The organism is Azospirillum formosense (genome assembly GCF_040500525.1).
GTDB classification, from domain to species: Bacteria; Pseudomonadota; Alphaproteobacteria; order Azospirillales; family Azospirillaceae; genus Azospirillum; species Azospirillum formosense_A.
The window spans coordinates 1,815,407-1,830,643 of record NZ_CP159402.1; the positions used below are offsets into that span (position 1 = coordinate 1,815,407).

Consider the following 15,237-nt stretch of genomic DNA (forward strand, 5'->3'; position numbering starts at 1 on the left):
CACGAACGGGGCGGTCCTGCAGGATGCAGGCCGCCCCTCGCAACTTCGCTTCATTTAGTGCCGGAAGATGCCCGCGCGCAAGCGCGGGCTTCCGATCACTCGGCGGCTTCGGCGGCGGACGCGGTCAGCGTGACGCTGCCACCCGCCTTCTCGACCGCTTCCACAGCCGACTTGGAGGCGCCGGCCACGGTGAAGCTGGCCTTCGTCGTCAGGGCGCCCTTGCCCAGCAGACGGATGCCGTCCTTCTTCACCTTGCCGGTGACGCCCGCCGCTTCCAGGGCCACCGCGTCGATGGTCTGGCTGGCGTCGAGCTTGCCGGCGTCGATGAACTTCTGGATCAGGCCCAGGTTCACGACCGAGTATTCCTTCGCGAAGATGTTGCGGAAACCGCGCTTCGGAAGGCGGCGGTGAAGGGGCATCTGGCCGCCTTCAAAGCCGTTGATGGCCACGCCGGTGCGCGAGGTCTGACCCTTGACGCCACGGCCGCCGGTCTTGCCCTTGCCCGAACCGATACCGCGGCCGACGCGCATGCGCTCCTTACGGGCACCGGGGTTGTCCCGGAGATCGTTCAGCTTCGTCATGGGTTCAGCCCTCGTTCTCGACGCGGACCAGGTGCGCGACCTTGGCGATCATGCCCCGCACGGCCGGAGTGTCCTCCAGCTCGCGGGTCCGGTGCAGCTTGTTGAGACCCAGACCGACCAGCGTTTCGCGCTGGTCGTGCTTGCGGCCGATCGGGCTGCCGGTCTGGGTGACGATGACGGTCTTCTTGTCGGCCATGATCAAGCCTCCTGCGCACCGGCGGCGCCGGTTTCACGCTTGCCGAGGATGTCGCTGACGCGACGGCCGCGACGGGCGGCGACGCTGCGCGGGCTGGAAACCTGCGACAGGGCGTCGAAGGTCGCCTTGATCATGTTGTGCGGGTTCGAGGTGCCGATGGACTTCGTCACCACGTCCTGCACACCCAGCGCCTCGAAGATCGCGCGCATCGGACCGCCGGCGATGATGCCGGTACCGGCCGGGGCGGTGCGCAGCACGACCTTGCCGGCACCGAAGTGACCGTTGGAGTCGTGGTGCAGCGTGCGGCCTTCGCGGAGCGGAACGCGGATCATGCCGCGCTTCGCCTGGTCGGTCGCCTTGCGGATCGCCTCCGGCACCTCACGGGCCTTGCCCGATCCGACGCCGACGCGGCCCTTGCCGTCACCGACCACCACCAGGGCGGCGAAGCCGAAGCGACGGCCACCCTTCACAACCTTGGCGACGCGGTTGATGCCGACGAGCTTTTCGATCAGCTCGCTCTCTTCCCGGTCGCGATCGCGCGGCTGCCGATCACGGTCGCTCCGCTCGCCTCTTTCACGTGCCATTTCGGAGCCTCCTTAGAACGTCAGCCCGCCCTCGCGGGCGGCGTCAGCCAGGGCCTTGACCCGGCCGTGGTAAATGTAGCCACCACGGTCGAACACGACCTCGGTGACGCCCGCCGCCTTGGCGCGCTCGGCGATGAGCGCACCGATCTTCTGGGCGGCTTCGACGTTCCCACCGTGCTTGAGCTGCTCGCGCAGCTCCTTTTCCACGGACGAGGCCGAGGCGACCGTGCGGCCGTTCTCGTCGTCGATGATCTGGGCGTAGATGTGCAGATTGGACCGGAAAACCGAGAGGCGAGCCCGCCCGCCGGCCTTCTTGGCAATCTGCGCGCGCACGCGCTGCTTGCGGCGCTCGTGGAGTTGCTTTGGCTTGAGCATGGCGGACCTTACTTCTTCTTGCCTTCCTTGCGGATGATCGTCTCGGTGTCGTACTTGATGCCCTTGCCCTTGTAGGGCTCCGGCTTCTTCCAACCGCGGATCTCCGCAGCCACCTGACCGACCTTCTGCTTGTCGAAGCCCGACACCGAGATCGCGGTGGGCTTGTCACACTTGATGGTGATGCCCTCCGGGATCGGGTACTTGACGTCGTGCGAGTAGCCGAGCTGCATGACCAGCTCCTTGCCCTGCACGGCGGCACGGTAACCGACACCGTTGATCTCGAGGTTGATGGTGAAGCCCTGGTTGACGCCCGTGACCATGTTGTTGATCAGGGTGCGCGAGGTCGCCCACATGACGCGGGCGCGCTTGCTGTCGTTCGCCGGGGCGACCACGACCTTGCCGTCTTCCAGCTTGGCCGTGATGTCGTCGATGAGGGTCAGGCTGAGCGAACCCAGCTTGCCCTTGGCCGTCACCAGCTGGCCGTTGACGGCGACGTCAACACCAGCGGGAACCGGCACGGGATGTTTTCCAATGCGCGACATCGAAGGGTCCCCCTTAGAACACGCGGCAGAGGACTTCACCGCCGACGTTGGCGGCGCGGGCCTCATTGTCCGACATCACGCCGCGCGGCGTGGAGAGGATCGCGATGCCGAGGCCGTTGAAGACGCGGGGCAGATCGGTGATCTTCGAATAAACGCGGCGGCCGGGCTTCGACACGCGGGCGATCTGCTTAATGACAGGCTCGCCTTCGTGATACTTCAGCTCGATCTTCAGGTTCTTGATGCCGGGGCGCAGCTCCTCCTCGGAGTAGCCGCGGATGTAACCCTCGCGCTTGAGAACCTCAAGCACGTTGCTGCGCAGCTTCGACGCCGGGCTCTGCACAACAGACATACGGGCGTGCTGACCGTTGCGGATGCGGGTCAGCATATCGCCGAGCGGATCGCTCAAAGACATTCTCCGACCCTCCTTACCAGCTCGACTTCACCATCCCCGGGATCTGGCCGGTCGAGGCCAGTTCGCGGAGGGTGACGCGGGACAGCTTGAACTTGCGATAGAACGCCCGCGGACGGCCGGTCATTTCGCAGCGGTTGCGGATGCGCACCTTCGACGAGTTGCGCGGCAGTTCGGCCAGCTTGAGGCGGGCGGCGAACTGCTCTTCCGGCGGGAGGGAGCGATCGGAGGCGATGGCCTTCAGGCGGGCACGCTTGTTGGCGAACTGCTTCACCAGCTTGGTGCGACGCTTGTTCTTCTCGATGGCACTGGTCTTAGCCATGGGGTCGTGCTCCAGCCAATCAGGCCACAAACGGCATGTCGAAGGCCTTCAGGAGAGCCTTGGCCTCCTTGTCGGTCTTCGCCGAGGTGACGAAAATGATGTCCATGCCGCGGATCTGATCGATCTTGTCGTAGTCGATCTCCGGGAAAATGATCTGCTCCTTCACGCCCATGGCATAGTTGCCACGGCCGTCGAAGCTGTTGCCGGGGATGCCGCGGAAGTCGCGGACACGCGGCAACGCGATCGTGACCAGGCGATCCAGGAACTCGTACATGCGGTCACGGCGGAGCGTGACCTTGCACCCGATCGCCATGCCCTCACGCAGCTTGAACTGCGCGATCGACTTGCGGGACTTCGTGACGATCGGCTTCTGGCCGCTGATCGCCGTCAGTTCGCTCACCGCATTCTGGATCTTCTTGGAGTCGCCGACAGCTTCGCCGACACCCATGTTGATGACGATCTTCTCGATCCGCGGAACTTCCATGTCGTTCGCGTAGCCGAACTCAGCCTTGAGCGCGGCGCGGATCTTGGAGTCGTACACTTCCTTCAAACGTGCAGCCATTGGTCCGGTCCTCACACGTCGATGACTTCGCCGGACCGCTTGGCGACACGCACCTTGCGGCCATCCTCAAGGATCTTGAAACCGACGCGGGTCGGCTTGCCGTCCTTGGGGTCGACATGAGCAACGTTCGAGACGTTGATCGGCGCCTCGAACTCAACGATGCCGCCCTGCGAGGTGGCGCTCGGACGCTGGTGCTTCTTCACCACGTTCACGCCCTGCACGACGACACGGTTTTCCGCCGGGATGACCTTGAGGACCTCACCGGTCTTGCCCTTGTCCTTGCCGGCCAGGACGACGACCTTGTCCTTGGTCTTGATCTTCGCGGCCATCACAGCACCTCCGGCGCCAGCGAGATGATCTTCATGAACTTCTTGCCACGAAGCTCACGAGTGACCGGCCCGAAGATACGCGTGCCGATCGGCTCGCCCTGCTTGTTGATCAGCACGGCGGCATTGCGGTCGAAACGGATCGCGGACCCGTCCTCCCGGCGCAGTTCCTTCGCGGTGCGGACGATGACGGCGCGATGCACGTCGCCCTTCTTGACGCGACCCTTCGGAATGGCCTCCTTGACGGAGACGACGATGACGTCGCCGACGGTGGCCACCTTCCGCTTGGACCCGCCAAGCACCTTGATGCACTGCACCCGGCGCGCCCCGCTATTGTCGGCGACTTCCAGGTTGGTTTGCATCTGGATCATGGTTTGTACCCTTCCGTTTACGCGGCGCCGCTAACGGCGGCGGACTCAAGCACGACCGTCCAGCGCTTGCGCTTGGAGATCGGGCGGCATTCGATGATCGAAACGGTATCGCCGACCTTGAACTGGTTGCCCTCGTCGTGGGCGGCGTACTTCTTCGACTGACGAATGAACTTCTTGTACACGGGGTGCATGACGCGGCGCTCGACCAGGACGATAACCGTCTTGTCGCCCTTGTCGCTGACCACCGTGCCCTGCAGAACGCGGCGAGGCATAGGTAGCCCTCCTTACTTGCCGGCTTCGGCCGAGCGCGAACGCTCGCCGAGGATCGTCTTGATGCGCGCGATGTCGCGACGCACCACCTGCACCCGCGCGGTGTTCTCCAGCTGGCCGGAGGCCCGCTGGAAACGCAGGTTGAACTGTTCCTTCTTGAGCTGGAGGAGCTGATCGTTCAGCTCCTCGGTGCTCTTCGCACGAACGTCGACGGGCTTCATGCCGCCACCTCCTCACCGCCGCCGAGGCGGGTCACCAGCTTGGTCTTGATCGGCAGCTTGGCGGCCGCCAGGGCGAACGCCTGCTTTGCCACATCCGCGGGCACGCCGTCCAGCTCAAACAGGATGCGGCCGAGATGAACGCGGGCCGCCCAGTACTCGGGCGTGCCCTTACCGGAACCCATGCGGACTTCGGCGGGCTTGGTGGAGACCGGCAGGTCCGGGAACACGCGGATCCACACGCGGCCCTGACGCTTCATGGCGCGGGTGATCGCGCGGCGGGCCGCCTCGATCTGACGGGCCGTGATGCGCTCCGGCTCCAGGGCCTTGAGGCCGAAGGAGCCGAAGTTCAGCTGGGTGCCGCCCTTCGCGTTGCCGTGGATGCGGCCCTTGTGGGCCTTGCGGTACTTGGTACGCTTCGGAGAAAGCATCGCTCGTGCCCCTTACTAGCGGTCAGCCCGCTCGGAGCGGTCACGGTCGCCGCGACCACGGCCCCCACGCTCCTCACGGTCACCACGCTCGCGACGCTCGCGCCGCGGCTCGCCATCGGTCGACACCGGCTCGGTGCCCATGCGCTTGTCCTGCGCCATCGGGTCGTGCGCCATGATCTCGCCCTTGAAGACCCACACCTTGACACCGCAGGTGCCGTAGGTGGTCTTCGCGGTCGCGGTGCCGTAGTCGATGTCCGCACGCAGGGTGTGCAGCGGAACGCGGCCCTCGCGGTACCACTCCAGACGGGCGATCTCAGCGCCGCCGAGACGGCCGGAGCAGTTGATCCGGATGCCCTGGGCGCCCAGACGCATGGCCGACTGCACGGCGCGCTTCATGGCGCGGCGGAAGGCCACGCGGCGCTCCAGCTGGCTGGCGATGTTCTCGGCGATGAGCTTGGCGTCGATCTCCGGCTTGCGGATCTCGATGATGTTCAGGCTCACCTCGCCGCCGGCCATCTTCGACAGCTCGGAACGCAGCTTCTCGATGTCCGCGCCCTTCTTGCCGATCACCACGCCCGGACGGGCCGAGTGGATGGTGACGCGGGCCTTCTTGGCCGGACGCTCGATGACGACGCGCGAGCAGCCGGCCTGCTGCAGGCGGCCCTGCAGATAGCCGCGCAGCTTCAGGTCCTGGTGCAGCAGGTTGGCGTAGTCGCGCTTGGCGAACCAACGGCTGTCCCAGGTCCGGTTGATGCCGAGGCGCAGCCCGATCGGATTGACTTTCTGACCCATCTTACTCGGCCCCTTCGGCAGCGGCGGCTTCGCGCTCACGCACGATGATCGTCAGGTTGGAGAACAGCTTCTCGACCCGCGCGCCGCGGCCACGGGCACGGGCGTGGAAGCGCTTCATCACCAGGGCGCGGCCGACCGTCGCCGAGGAGACGTACAGGCGGTCCACATCGAGCTGATGGTTGTTCTCGGCGTTGGCGATCGCGGCCTGCAGAACCTTCTTCACCTCGCCGGCGATGCGGCGCTTGGAGAAGGTCAGCTCGGCCACGGCGCTGCTGGCATCCTTGTTCCGGATGAGCTGGGCGACGAGGTTCAGCTTGCGCGGGCTGGTGCGGATCATCGGATTGGAGGCGATCGCCTCGTTCTCCGCGATACGGCTGGGGTTGGAGGGCTTGCCCATGGCTTACTTCCTCTTCGCCTTCTTGTCCGCCGCGTGCCCGTAGAAGGTGCGCGTCGGAGCGAACTCACCGAACTTGTGGCCGATCATGTTCTCGGTCACCAGAACCGGCAGGAACTTGTGGCCATTGTACACGCCGAACGTGAGACCCACGAACTGCGGCAGGATCGTCGAGCGGCGCGACCAGATCTTGATGATCTCGTTGCGGCCCGAGGCCCGCGACTTGTCCGCCTTCTTGAGCAGGTAGCCGTCGACGAACGGGCCCTTCCAAACGGAGCGTGCCATCGTCCGCCCTCCTTACTTCGAATGACGGCGGCGCAGGATCAGGCCATCCGTCTTCTTGTTGTGACGAGTCTTCTTGCCCTTGGTCGGCTTGCCCCACGGCGTGACCGGATGACGGCCACCCGAGGTGCGGCCTTCACCACCACCGTGCGGGTGGTCGATCGGGTTCATGGCGACACCACGGACGGACGGACGGATGCCCAGCCAACGGCTGCGACCGGCCTTGCCCTTGTTGGTGTTCATGTTGTCCGGGTTCGACACGGCACCGAGGGTGGCCATGCAGTCGCCGCGGACCACGCGAAGCTCGCCCGAGGGCAGCTTCAGCTGGGCGTACCCGCCGTCGCGACCGACCAGCTGCAGGTAGGTGCCGGCCGAACGGGCCAGCTGACCACCCTTGCCGGGCTTCAGCTCGACGTTGTGCAGCACGGAGCCGACCGGGATGTTCTTCAGCGGCATGGCGTTGCCGGGCTTCACATCCACCTTCTCGCCGGCGATCACCGTGTCGCCCACCTTCAGGCGCTGCGGCGCCAGGATGTAGGACAGGGTGCCGTCCTCATACTTGATGAGGGCGATGAAGGCCGTGCGGTTCGGATCGTACTCCAGGCGCTCAACGGTCGCCGGGACGTCGAACTTGCGACGCTTGAAGTCCACCAGACGGTAGACGCGCTTGTGACCGCCACCCATCCGGCGCGCGGTGATGCGGCCGGTGTTGTTGCGGCCGCCGGACTTGGTCAGGCCCTCGGTGAGGGTCTTGACCGGCTTGCCCTTCCACAGCTCCGAGCGGTCGACGATGACCAGCTGGCGGAGCGACGGCGTAATTGGGCGATATTGCTTCAGAGCCATCGGATCACACTCCCGCTCAGATGCCCGTGGTCACGTCGATCTTGTTCCCCTCGGCGAGGGTCACGACGGCCTTCTTGAAGTCCGAGCGACGGCCGATGGTGCCGCGGAAGCGCTTGGTCTTGCCCTTGGAAACCAGGGTGTTGACCGCCGTCACCTTCACGTTGAACAGCCCTTCGACCGCCGCCTTGATCTCCGGCTTCGACGCCGACAGCGGCACGCGGAACGTCACCTGGTTGTGCTCCGACGCCATCGTCGACTTCTCGGTGATCACCGGAGCCAGGATGAGGTCGTACATCCGCTCCTGGCTCACCGCAGGTTTCGACTGCTTGCTCATTTCAGGCGAGCCTCCAGCTGCTCGACCGCGTTGCGGGTCAGGACCAGCGTATCGCGGCGAAGAATGTCGTAGACGTTGGCGCCCTGCTCCGGCAGCACGTCGATCAGCGGGATGTTGCGCGAGGCCCGAGCGAAGTTCTCGTTCAGGTTGGCGCCATCGATGATCAGAGCCGAGGTCAGGCCGAGCGAAGCGAGACGGACAGCCAGTTCCTTGGTCTTGTGGGTCTCGGCCGAAGCGGCGTCGAGGACCAGGAGCTTGCCTTCCGCGGCCTTGGTGGACAGCGCGGTCTTCAGCGCGAGCTTGCGGACCTTCTTGGTCAGGTCATGCTCGTGCGAGCGGACGACCGGACCGAAGATGGTCGCGCCGCCGCGGAACTGCGCGGAACGCATGGAACCCTGACGGGCGCGGCCGGTCCCCTTCTGGCGGTACGGCTTCTTGCCGGTGCCGGAGATCTCGCTGACCGTCTTGGTCTTGTGCGTGCCGGCGCGGCGCTTGGCCAGCTGCCAGTTGACCATGCGGGCCAGGATGTCCGTGCGGGACGGGAGGCCGAAGACCTCGTCGGCCAGCTCGATCTCGCCGACGGTCTCGTTGTTCAGGTTCTTAATGGTCGTCTTCATGGCCATCACTCCTGCGGCTCGGCGGCGGCTTCAGCGGCCGGCGCAGCCTTGATCCCGGCGGGGAACGGCAGACCTTCCGGAGCCTTCTTCTTCACCGCGTCGCGGATGCGGAGCCAAGCCCCCTCGGCGCCCGGAACGGCACCCTTGAGGAAGATCAGACCGCGGTCCTCATCGACCGACACGACCTTCAGGTTCAGAACCGTGACCTTCTCGTCGCCGAGATGACCGGCCATCTTCTTGTTCTTGAAGACCTTGCCGGGGTCCTGGCGGTTACCCGTCGAACCGTGCGAGCGGTGCGACACCGACACGCCGTGCGTCGCGCGCAGACCACCGAAGTTCCAGCGCTTCATCGGGCCGGCGAAGCCCTTACCGATGGAAGTGCCGGTGACGTCGACGAACTGGCCCGGAACGAAGTGCGCGGCCGACAGCTCGGCGCCAACCTCGATCAGCGCGTCGGCGTCGACGCGGAACTCGACCAGCTTGCGCTTCGGCTCCACCTTCGCCTTGGCGAAGTGGCCGCGCTGCGGCTTCGTGACGTTCTTCACCTTGATGGCGCCTGCGCCGAGCTGGACGGCGGTGTAGCCATCCTTGTCCTCGGTGCGAACGGCGACGACCTGGCAGCTGTCGACTTTCAGCACAGTCACCGGCACGTGCTGCCCGTCGTCCGTGAAGACGCGGGTCATGCCGACTTTCTGCGCGATCAAACCGGATCGCATTGTTCTTTATCTCCTGACCAGGGACATCCTCAGAGGGAGAGGTCCCTCAACAGCAACGAATTAGAGCTTGATCTCGACGTCCACACCGGCAGCGAGGTCGAGCTTCATCAGCGCGTCCACCGTCTGCGGCGTCGGATCGACGATGTCGAGCAGACGCTTGTGGGTGCGGATTTCGAACTGCTCGCGCGACTTCTTGTCGACGTGCGGCGAGCGGTTCACCGTAAACTTCTCGATCTGCGTCGGCAGCGGGATCGGGCCCCGCACCCGAGCACCGGTCCGCTTGGCGGTGTTGACGATCTCGCTGGTCGACTGGTCGAGCACGCGATGATCGAACGCCTTCAAGCGGATGCGGATGTTCTGGCTGTCCATGTCCAAACGTCCCTTGCACCTCGTTTCGGTGACGCGACTGCGCCACCGGCACCCCAAAATCTGTCCCCCGGGGACCCGCGGCGGCAGGCGAACCTGCGCCGGCTCACCGAAGCGGTGGGCGGCGGTTCGCTCTGTCCGATCTGACGGCCGATACGAAAAGGAACATCCCCCGCATCGCAATGCGGGCGGATGTTCCGGGCAGCAACCGGTGCAAGTGGAGCTTGCGGTGCCGTTCGTGATCGGGCTGCGTCTAGGCCGGACGTGCCTACTACCAACCCAAATTCCAGAGGGCGTAACGTGTATGCCCTGGGCGCCCCGGTGTCAACCCACATTTTCCCCCTTGTGACAGGAGGGTGACGGGATCGGACCGGTTCGGCGCGTCACGCCGCATTTTCGCGGATCGGCCATGCAAAAAGGGGCCGACCCGCGGGCCGGCCCCCCTTCACAAACGACGATCTTACTTGATGATCGAGGCGACGACGCCGGCGCCGACGGTGCGGCCGCCCTCGCGGATGGCGAAGCGCAGGCCCTCGTCCATGGCGATCGGAGCGATCAGCTCGACTTCCATGGAGATGTTGTCGCCCGGCATCACCATCTCGGTGCCTTCCGGCAGCTTCACCATGCCCGTCACGTCGGTCGTGCGGAAGTAGAACTGCGGACGGTAGTTGGTGAAGAACGGCGTGTGACGGCCACCCTCTTCCTTCGTCAGGATGTAGGCCTCGGCCTTGAAGGTGGTGTGCGGCGTGATGCTGCCCGGCTTGGCCAGGACCTGGCCGCGCTCGACGTCCTCACGCTTGGTGCCGCGCAGCAGCGCGCCGATGTTGTCGCCGGCCTCGCCCGAGTCGAGCAGCTTGCGGAACATCTCGACGCCGGTCACCGTGGTCTTGACCGTGGTCTTCAGACCGACGATCTCGACTTCCTCGCCGACCTTGACGATGCCGCGCTCGACGCGCCCGGTCACCACCGTGCCGCGGCCCGAGATCGAGAACACGTCCTCGATCGGCATCAGGAACGGACGGTCCTTCGGACGCTCCGGCTGCGGGATGTACTGGTCGACCTCGGCCATCAGCTTGAGGATCGCGTCACGGCCGATCTCCGGCGAACGGTCCTCCAGCGCGCACAGCGCCGAGCCCTTGACGATCGGAATGTCGTCGCCCGGGAACTGGTAGGAGGACAGCAGCTCGCGCACCTCCATCTCGACCAGCTCGAGCAGCTCCGGATCGTCGACCATGTCGACCTTGTTCATGAACACCACCAGCGCCGGCACGCCGACCTGGCGGGCCAGCAGGATGTGCTCGCGGGTCTGCGGCATCGGGCCGTCGGCGGCCGACACGACCAGGATCGCGCCGTCCATCTGCGCGGCGCCCGTGATCATGTTCTTCACGTAGTCGGCGTGGCCCGGGCAATCGACGTGGGCGTAGTGGCGGTTGGTCGTCTCGTACTCGACGTGCGCCGTCGAGATCGTGATGCCGCGCGCCTTCTCTTCCGGCGCCTTGTCGATCTGGTCGTAGGCGGTGAAGGTCGCGCCGCCGCTCTCGGCCAGCACCTTCGTGATCGCCGCCGTCAGCGACGTCTTGCCGTGGTCGACGTGGCCGATCGTGCCGATGTTGCAGTGCGGCTTGTTCCGCTCGAACTTTGCCTTCGCCATGGTGTGTGCTCTCCGTCTCTTTGTCGTTCCAGCGGTTTCAGGCCATCCTGGCGCGGATGGTCTCCGCAATCGTCTGCGGCACCGGCTCGTGGTGGTCGAACTGCATCGTGTACTGCGCGCGTCCCTGGCTCATCGAGCGCAGGGTGTTCACATAGCCGAACATCGACGCCAACGGAACCATCGCCTGGATCGAGCGGGCGTTGCCCCTCTGGTCCATGGCGGTGATCTGGCCGCGGCGGCTGTTCAGGTCCCCGATGATGTCGCCCATGTAGTCCTCGGGCGTCACCACCTCAACCCTCATGATCGGCTCCAGAAGCATCGGGCCGGCCTTCTGCATGCCCTCGCGGAAGGCCGCGCGGGTCGCGATCTCGAAGGCCAGCACCGAGGAGTCGACGTCGTGGAAGGCGCCGTCGACCAGCGCCACCTCGAGGTCGATGACCGGGAAGCCGGCGACCACGCCGCTGTGCAGGGAGGACTCCAGCCCCTTCTGCACGCCCGGAATGAACTCCTTGGGCACGGCGCCGCCGACAACCTTGTTCCGGAAGACGAATCCGCTGCCGGCGGGCAACGGTTCGAAGACCAGCTTGACGCGGGCGTACTGGCCGGTGCCCCCGGTCTGCTTCTTGTGGGTGTAATCGATCTCGGCGGTCCGGGTGATGGTCTCGCGGTACGCCACCTGCGGCGCGCCCACGTCGGCATCCACCTTGAACTCCCGCTTCATGCGATCGACGATGATCTCTAGATGCAGTTCGCCCATGCCCTTGATGATCGTCTGACCGCTCTCATGGTCGACGGCCACGCGGAAGGACGGGTCCTCCTGGGCGAGGCGGGACAGCGCCATGCTCATCTTTTCCTGATCGGCCTTGGATCTCGGCTCGACGGCCACCTCGATGACCGGTTCCGGAAATTCCATCCGTTCCAGGACGATGGGCTTGGCGGGATCGCACAGCGTGTCGCCGGTCGTCGTGCTCTTCAGCGCGGTGAAGGCGACGATGTCGCCGGCGTAGGCCTCGTCGATCTCCTCACGGCTGTTGGCGTGCATCAGCAGCATGCGGCCGATGCGCTCCTTCTCGTCCTTGCCTGGGTTCAGCACGGCGGTGCCGGAGGCGACGGTGCCGGAATAGACGCGCACGAAGGTCAGCGACCCGACGAAGGGGTCGTTCATGATCTTGAAGGCGAGCGCGGAGAAGGGAGCGGCGTCGTCCGGTGCGCGCTCGTCCGTCTCGGGGCTGCCGACGCGGTGTCCTTTGACCGTTCCGACGTCCACGGGGGCCGGAAGATAGTCCACCACGGCGTCCAGCATCGGCTGGATGCCCTTGTTCTTGAAGGCGGAGCCGCAGAGGACCGGCACGAAGCGCAGGCCGACCGTGCCCTTGCGGATGCAGGCCTTGAGCGTCTCCTCGGACGGCTCCTGCCCGGACTCGAGATAGGCCTCCATGGCCGCGTCGTCGAGTTCCAGGACGGCGTCGAGCAGCGCCTGGCGGTGATGCGCCGCGGCGTCCTTCAGGGCGTCGGGAATGTCGGTGTAATAGAACTCGGCGCCCAGCGTCTCTTCTTTCCAGACGATGGCGCGCATGCCGACCAGATCGACGACGCCCACGAAGCTGGCCTCGGACCCGATCGGAAGCTGGAGGACGAGCGGAAAGGCGCCCAGCCGTTCCTTCATCATGTCGACGCAGCGGAAGAAGTCCGCGCCGGTGCGATCCAGCTTGTTGACGAAACACATGCGGGGCACGCCGTACTTGTCGGCCTGCCGCCACACGGTCTCGGACTGAGGCTCCACCCCCGCAACGGAATCGAACACCGCAACAGCACCGTCGAGCACGCGCAAGGAACGTTCGACTTCGATCGTGAAGTCGACGTGGCCGGGCGTGTCGATAATGTTGATGCGGTGATCGCGCCAGAAGCAGGTCGTGGCCGCGGAGGTGATGGTGATGCCCCGTTCCTGTTCCTGCTCCATCCAATCCATCACCGCGGTGCCCTCGTGCACCTCGCCGATTTTGTACGACTTTCCAGTGTAGTACAAAATCCGCTCGGTGGTCGTGGTCTTCCCGGCATCGATGTGGGCCATGATGCCGATGTTGCGGTAACGGTTCAGGGGATGGGAACGGGGCATGACAAGCACCTGGGCCGGTGGGTGCCTTACCAGCGGTAGTGCGAGAAGGCCTTGTTGGCTTCCGCCATACGATGGGTGTCCTCGCGCTTCTTCACGGCGGTGCCACGCTGGTTGGCGGCATCCAGCAGCTCACCCGACAGACGCTCGGTCATGGTGTTTTCCGAGCGGGCGCGGGCGGCGCCGATGAGCCAACGGATGGCCAGGGCCTGGGCACGGTCCGTGCGGACCTCGACCGGAACCTGGTAGGTGGCGCCACCGACGCGACGCGAGCGCACTTCGAGGTGCGGCTTCACGTTCAGCAGGGCGTCGTGGAAGACCTGAACCGGCTCGTTCTTGGTCTTGGCCTCGATGCGGCTCAGCGCACCGTAGACGATGCGCTCGGCGGCGGACTTCTTGCCGTCCAGCATCAGGCAGTTCATGAACTTGGTCAGGACGCGGTCGCCATACTTGGCGTCCGGCAGGACCTCACGCTTCTCGGCGCGACGACGACGGGACATCGTGAATACTCCTTACTTCGGACGCTTCGCGCCGTACTTCGAACGACGCTGCTTACGGTCCTTCACGCCCTGGGTATCGAGCGTGCCGCGGATGATGTGGTAGCGAACGCCGGGAAGATCCTTCACACGGCCGCCGCGGATCATAACCACCGAGTGTTCCTGGAGGTTATGGCCTTCACCGGGGATGTAGGAGGTCACTTCGAAGCCGTTCGTCAGGCGAACGCGGGCGACCTTACGCAGAGCCGAGTTCGGCTTCTTCGGCGTGGTCGTGTAGACGCGGGTGCAGACGCCACGCTTCTGCGGGCACGCCTCCATCGCGGGAACCTTATTGCGCGCGGCCAAGGGCTCGCGCGGCTTACGGATCAACTGGTTGATCGTCGGCATATCTGCCCTTCATCCCTTCAGGTCGATCGGCCGGCGGAGCCGGACCGATTGGAAAAACGCCCGGCACGAACCGGACGATGCAAAAGCCCGCCTGCGAAGCCTGGAGGGCTTCGAGCGGGCCCAATGGTCGAACGCCGTCGGATCGGTCCGCAGGGGCCCTGTCGTTCGGCTATGTCGCTTGGGTTCAGCCGGATGCCGGGCGGGATGGACGAAAGACCTTCCCGAGGCTCCTTTTGAAGTTCGCGGACTATATGGGTCTGCCATGGACCCGTCAAGCGCGCAGATGACCGTTCGTCGTGCGCTTCGACGACCTTTCCGCGTCAGCCGGCGCGCCTGGACCGGCGGCGGCGCAACGCCTCGACGCCCGCCGCCACCGCGGCGGCCCGCGCGTCCAGCATCGGTCGCATCCGGGCCAGGAGATCGGCCGCCACCCCCTCCCCCGCCCCGGCCGGCGACCCGGCGTCGAAGGGCGGCTTCGGGTCGTATTCGATGGCAAGCTGGACGAGTTTGGCGGCCTGCTCGCCGAACAGTTCGCCGACGATGCGGAGCGCCACATCGATTCCCGCGGTCACGCCGCCGCCGGTGAACAGCGTGCCGTCCACCACGACGCGCTCCGCCACCGGCGTGGCGCCGAAGGCCGGGAGAAAGCCGCGGGAGGCCCAATGCGTGCCGGCCCGCTTCCCCTCGAGCAGCCCGGCCGCGCCGAGCACCAGGGAGCCGGTGCAGATCCCGGAGAGATAGCGGGTGCCGGAGGCCCGGTCCGCCAGGAAGGACAGGACCTCCTCGTCGGTCAGCAGCGCGTTGATGCCGCCTCCGCCCGGCACCAGAAGGAGGTCGAGCCGGGGAGCGTCGGCCAGGGTCGCGGTGGGAAGGATGGTCAGGCCGGTGTCGGACCGCACCGGGTCGAGCGTCTTCCACAGCAAATGGACCTGGGCGCCGGGAACGCGGGCCAGCACCTCATAGGGGCCGGTGAGATCGAGCTGCGTGACGTTGGGAAACAACAGCAGGCCGAAACTGGGCGCGTTCTCGGTCATCGCGAAGACTCCGATGCGGGGCGT

The 15,237-nt window shown here is 65.7% G+C and carries 26 protein-coding genes; all 26 read right to left on the reverse strand.

Going from position 1 to position 15,237, the window contains the following annotated elements; genetic code table 11:
* Positions 1-95: 95 nt before the first annotated feature.
* A complete protein-coding gene (gene rplO, locus ABVN73_RS08690) occupies positions 96-581 on the reverse strand; it encodes a 50S ribosomal protein L15 (RefSeq protein WP_353857659.1) in 486 nt (161 codons plus the stop codon).
* Between the two features lie 4 nt (positions 582-585).
* Positions 586-777, reverse strand: coding sequence for a 50S ribosomal protein L30 (rpmD, locus tag ABVN73_RS08695; protein ID WP_353857660.1), 192 nt, complete (start codon positions 775-777; stop codon positions 586-588).
* A gap of 2 nt (positions 778-779) precedes the next feature.
* Positions 780-1,361 carry a 30S ribosomal protein S5 gene (rpsE, locus tag ABVN73_RS08700; protein ID WP_035675037.1) on the reverse strand — a complete coding sequence of 194 codons (582 nt, stop codon included), beginning with the start codon at positions 1,359-1,361 and terminating at the stop codon, positions 780-782.
* A gap of 12 nt (positions 1,362-1,373) precedes the next feature.
* Positions 1,374-1,736: a 50S ribosomal protein L18 gene (gene rplR / locus ABVN73_RS08705; protein ID WP_353857661.1), complete on the reverse strand. Its 363-nt coding sequence runs from the start codon at positions 1,734-1,736 to the stop codon at positions 1,374-1,376.
* An 8-nt stretch (positions 1,737-1,744) separates the two neighbouring features.
* The gene (gene rplF, locus ABVN73_RS08710; RefSeq protein WP_353857662.1) at positions 1,745-2,278 is read right to left on the reverse strand and encodes a 50S ribosomal protein L6; all 534 of its coding nucleotides are present in this window, start codon (positions 2,276-2,278) and stop codon (positions 1,745-1,747) included.
* Between the two features lie 13 nt (positions 2,279-2,291).
* Entirely contained in the window at positions 2,292-2,690 is a 399-nt protein-coding gene (rpsH, locus tag ABVN73_RS08715) for a 30S ribosomal protein S8 (RefSeq protein ID WP_035675041.1), read from the reverse strand.
* 13 nt (positions 2,691-2,703) lie between these two features.
* Positions 2,704-3,009: a 30S ribosomal protein S14 gene (gene rpsN, locus ABVN73_RS08720; protein WP_038526805.1), complete on the reverse strand. Its 306-nt coding sequence runs from the start codon at positions 3,007-3,009 to the stop codon at positions 2,704-2,706.
* Positions 3,010-3,028: 19 nt separating this feature from the next.
* Complete coding sequence (rplE, locus tag ABVN73_RS08725; protein WP_094303024.1) at positions 3,029-3,571, reverse strand: 50S ribosomal protein L5; 543 nt, start codon at positions 3,569-3,571, stop codon at positions 3,029-3,031.
* A gap of 11 nt (positions 3,572-3,582) precedes the next feature.
* Positions 3,583-3,903, reverse strand: a complete 321-nt coding sequence (gene rplX / locus ABVN73_RS08730; protein ID WP_353857663.1) for a 50S ribosomal protein L24 — start codon at positions 3,901-3,903, stop codon at positions 3,583-3,585.
* Positions 3,900-4,268, reverse strand: coding sequence for a 50S ribosomal protein L14 (gene rplN / locus ABVN73_RS08735; RefSeq protein WP_012973215.1), 369 nt, complete (start codon positions 4,266-4,268; stop codon positions 3,900-3,902). Before rplN ends, rplX begins: the two co-directional genes overlap by 4 nt.
* 17 nt (positions 4,269-4,285) lie before the next feature.
* A complete protein-coding gene (gene rpsQ, locus ABVN73_RS08740; protein WP_014241029.1) occupies positions 4,286-4,540 on the reverse strand; it encodes a 30S ribosomal protein S17 in 255 nt (84 codons plus the stop codon).
* Between the two features lie 12 nt (positions 4,541-4,552).
* The gene (gene rpmC, locus ABVN73_RS08745; RefSeq protein ID WP_137139006.1) at positions 4,553-4,759 is read right to left on the reverse strand and encodes a 50S ribosomal protein L29; all 207 of its coding nucleotides are present in this window, start codon (positions 4,757-4,759) and stop codon (positions 4,553-4,555) included.
* Entirely contained in the window at positions 4,756-5,187 is a 432-nt protein-coding gene (gene rplP, locus ABVN73_RS08750; RefSeq protein ID WP_353857664.1) for a 50S ribosomal protein L16, read from the reverse strand. The genes rpmC and rplP overlap by 4 nt, the downstream gene beginning before the upstream one ends.
* 15 nt (positions 5,188-5,202) lie before the next feature.
* Positions 5,203-5,979, reverse strand: a complete 777-nt coding sequence (gene rpsC / locus ABVN73_RS08755) for a 30S ribosomal protein S3 (RefSeq protein WP_094303027.1) — start codon at positions 5,977-5,979, stop codon at positions 5,203-5,205.
* 1 nt (position 5,980) lies between these two features.
* Positions 5,981-6,376 carry a 50S ribosomal protein L22 gene (rplV, locus tag ABVN73_RS08760; RefSeq protein WP_035675046.1) on the reverse strand — a complete coding sequence of 132 codons (396 nt, stop codon included), beginning with the start codon at positions 6,374-6,376 and terminating at the stop codon, positions 5,981-5,983.
* 3 nt (positions 6,377-6,379) lie between these two features.
* Positions 6,380-6,658 (reverse strand): 30S ribosomal protein S19, encoded by a 279-nt coding sequence (gene rpsS / locus ABVN73_RS08765; RefSeq protein ID WP_014241034.1) that lies wholly within the window; start codon positions 6,656-6,658, stop codon positions 6,380-6,382.
* 12 nt (positions 6,659-6,670) lie between these two features.
* Positions 6,671-7,498 (reverse strand): 50S ribosomal protein L2, encoded by an 828-nt coding sequence (gene rplB / locus ABVN73_RS08770; protein WP_094303028.1) that lies wholly within the window; start codon positions 7,496-7,498, stop codon positions 6,671-6,673.
* Between the two features lie 16 nt (positions 7,499-7,514).
* Positions 7,515-7,832 carry a 50S ribosomal protein L23 gene (locus ABVN73_RS08775; RefSeq protein WP_114857561.1) on the reverse strand — a complete coding sequence of 106 codons (318 nt, stop codon included), beginning with the start codon at positions 7,830-7,832 and terminating at the stop codon, positions 7,515-7,517.
* Entirely contained in the window at positions 7,829-8,449 is a 621-nt protein-coding gene (gene rplD, locus ABVN73_RS08780) for a 50S ribosomal protein L4 (RefSeq protein ID WP_353857665.1), read from the reverse strand. Before rplD ends, ABVN73_RS08775 begins: the two co-directional genes overlap by 4 nt.
* Before the next feature lie 5 nt (positions 8,450-8,454).
* Positions 8,455-9,165, reverse strand: coding sequence for a 50S ribosomal protein L3 (rplC, locus tag ABVN73_RS08785; RefSeq protein ID WP_353857666.1), 711 nt, complete (start codon positions 9,163-9,165; stop codon positions 8,455-8,457).
* Between the two features lie 60 nt (positions 9,166-9,225).
* The gene (gene rpsJ, locus ABVN73_RS08790) at positions 9,226-9,534 is read right to left on the reverse strand and encodes a 30S ribosomal protein S10 (protein ID WP_014241039.1); all 309 of its coding nucleotides are present in this window, start codon (positions 9,532-9,534) and stop codon (positions 9,226-9,228) included.
* A gap of 457 nt (positions 9,535-9,991) precedes the next feature.
* On the reverse strand, positions 9,992-11,182 hold the full coding sequence (tuf, locus tag ABVN73_RS08795) for an elongation factor Tu (RefSeq protein ID WP_014241041.1): 1,191 nt from the start codon (positions 11,180-11,182) through the stop codon (positions 9,992-9,994).
* 37 nt (positions 11,183-11,219) lie between these two features.
* Positions 11,220-13,298 carry an elongation factor G gene (gene fusA, locus ABVN73_RS08800; RefSeq protein ID WP_353857667.1) on the reverse strand — a complete coding sequence of 693 codons (2,079 nt, stop codon included), beginning with the start codon at positions 13,296-13,298 and terminating at the stop codon, positions 11,220-11,222.
* A gap of 26 nt (positions 13,299-13,324) precedes the next feature.
* On the reverse strand, positions 13,325-13,795 hold the full coding sequence (gene rpsG, locus ABVN73_RS08805; RefSeq protein WP_014241043.1) for a 30S ribosomal protein S7: 471 nt from the start codon (positions 13,793-13,795) through the stop codon (positions 13,325-13,327).
* Between the two features lie 12 nt (positions 13,796-13,807).
* Complete coding sequence (rpsL, locus tag ABVN73_RS08810) at positions 13,808-14,179, reverse strand: 30S ribosomal protein S12 (protein WP_012973201.1); 372 nt, start codon at positions 14,177-14,179, stop codon at positions 13,808-13,810.
* 320 nt (positions 14,180-14,499) lie between these two features.
* Complete coding sequence (locus ABVN73_RS08815; protein ID WP_353857668.1) at positions 14,500-15,213, reverse strand: DJ-1/PfpI family protein; 714 nt, start codon at positions 15,211-15,213, stop codon at positions 14,500-14,502.
* Positions 15,214-15,237 lie beyond the last annotated feature (24 nt).

What these genes read in the sequence shown, in the direction of transcription:
- rpsC (WP_094303027.1), bottom strand. Translation starts at nt 5,979, where the DNA reads ATGGGTCAGAAAGTCAATCCGATCGGGCTGCGCCTCGGCATCAACCGG.
- tuf (WP_014241041.1), bottom strand. Translation starts at nt 11,182, where the DNA reads ATGGCGAAGGCAAAGTTCGAGCGGAACAAGCCGCACTGCAACATCGGC.
- rpsH (WP_035675041.1), bottom strand. Translation starts at nt 2,690, where the DNA reads ATGTCTTTGAGCGATCCGCTCGGCGATATGCTGACCCGCATCCGCAAC.
- rpsJ (WP_014241039.1), bottom strand. Translation starts at nt 9,534, where the DNA reads ATGGACAGCCAGAACATCCGCATCCGCTTGAAGGCGTTCGATCATCGC.
- ABVN73_RS08815 (WP_353857668.1), bottom strand. Translation starts at nt 15,213, where the DNA reads ATGACCGAGAACGCGCCCAGTTTCGGCCTGCTGTTGTTTCCCAACGTC.
- rpsS (WP_014241034.1), bottom strand. Translation starts at nt 6,658, where the DNA reads ATGGCACGCTCCGTTTGGAAGGGCCCGTTCGTCGACGGCTACCTGCTC.
- rplB (WP_094303028.1), bottom strand. Translation starts at nt 7,498, where the DNA reads ATGGCTCTGAAGCAATATCGCCCAATTACGCCGTCGCTCCGCCAGCTG.
- rplR (WP_353857661.1), bottom strand. Translation starts at nt 1,736, where the DNA reads ATGCTCAAGCCAAAGCAACTCCACGAGCGCCGCAAGCAGCGCGTGCGC.
- rplD (WP_353857665.1), bottom strand. Translation starts at nt 8,449, where the DNA reads ATGAAGACGACCATTAAGAACCTGAACAACGAGACCGTCGGCGAGATC.
- rplO (WP_353857659.1), bottom strand. Translation starts at nt 581, where the DNA reads ATGACGAAGCTGAACGATCTCCGGGACAACCCCGGTGCCCGTAAGGAG.
- rplN (WP_012973215.1), bottom strand. Translation starts at nt 4,268, where the DNA reads ATGATCCAGATGCAAACCAACCTGGAAGTCGCCGACAATAGCGGGGCG.
- rpsG (WP_014241043.1), bottom strand. Translation starts at nt 13,795, where the DNA reads ATGTCCCGTCGTCGTCGCGCCGAGAAGCGTGAGGTCCTGCCGGACGCC.
- ABVN73_RS08775 (WP_114857561.1), bottom strand. Translation starts at nt 7,832, where the DNA reads ATGAGCAAGCAGTCGAAACCTGCGGTGAGCCAGGAGCGGATGTACGAC.
- rplE (WP_094303024.1), bottom strand. Translation starts at nt 3,571, where the DNA reads ATGGCTGCACGTTTGAAGGAAGTGTACGACTCCAAGATCCGCGCCGCG.
- rplP (WP_353857664.1), bottom strand. Translation starts at nt 5,187, where the DNA reads ATGCTTTCTCCGAAGCGTACCAAGTACCGCAAGGCCCACAAGGGCCGC.
- rpsN (WP_038526805.1), bottom strand. Translation starts at nt 3,009, where the DNA reads ATGGCTAAGACCAGTGCCATCGAGAAGAACAAGCGTCGCACCAAGCTG.
- rpsE (WP_035675037.1), bottom strand. Translation starts at nt 1,361, where the DNA reads ATGGCACGTGAAAGAGGCGAGCGGAGCGACCGTGATCGGCAGCCGCGC.
- rpsQ (WP_014241029.1), bottom strand. Translation starts at nt 4,540, where the DNA reads ATGCCTCGCCGCGTTCTGCAGGGCACGGTGGTCAGCGACAAGGGCGAC.
- rplC (WP_353857666.1), bottom strand. Translation starts at nt 9,165, where the DNA reads ATGCGATCCGGTTTGATCGCGCAGAAAGTCGGCATGACCCGCGTCTTC.
- rpmD (WP_353857660.1), bottom strand. Translation starts at nt 777, where the DNA reads ATGGCCGACAAGAAGACCGTCATCGTCACCCAGACCGGCAGCCCGATC.
- rplF (WP_353857662.1), bottom strand. Translation starts at nt 2,278, where the DNA reads ATGTCGCGCATTGGAAAACATCCCGTGCCGGTTCCCGCTGGTGTTGAC.
- rplV (WP_035675046.1), bottom strand. Translation starts at nt 6,376, where the DNA reads ATGGGCAAGCCCTCCAACCCCAGCCGTATCGCGGAGAACGAGGCGATC.
- rpsL (WP_012973201.1), bottom strand. Translation starts at nt 14,179, where the DNA reads ATGCCGACGATCAACCAGTTGATCCGTAAGCCGCGCGAGCCCTTGGCC.
- rpmC (WP_137139006.1), bottom strand. Translation starts at nt 4,759, where the DNA reads ATGAAGCCCGTCGACGTTCGTGCGAAGAGCACCGAGGAGCTGAACGAT.
- fusA (WP_353857667.1), bottom strand. Translation starts at nt 13,298, where the DNA reads ATGCCCCGTTCCCATCCCCTGAACCGTTACCGCAACATCGGCATCATG.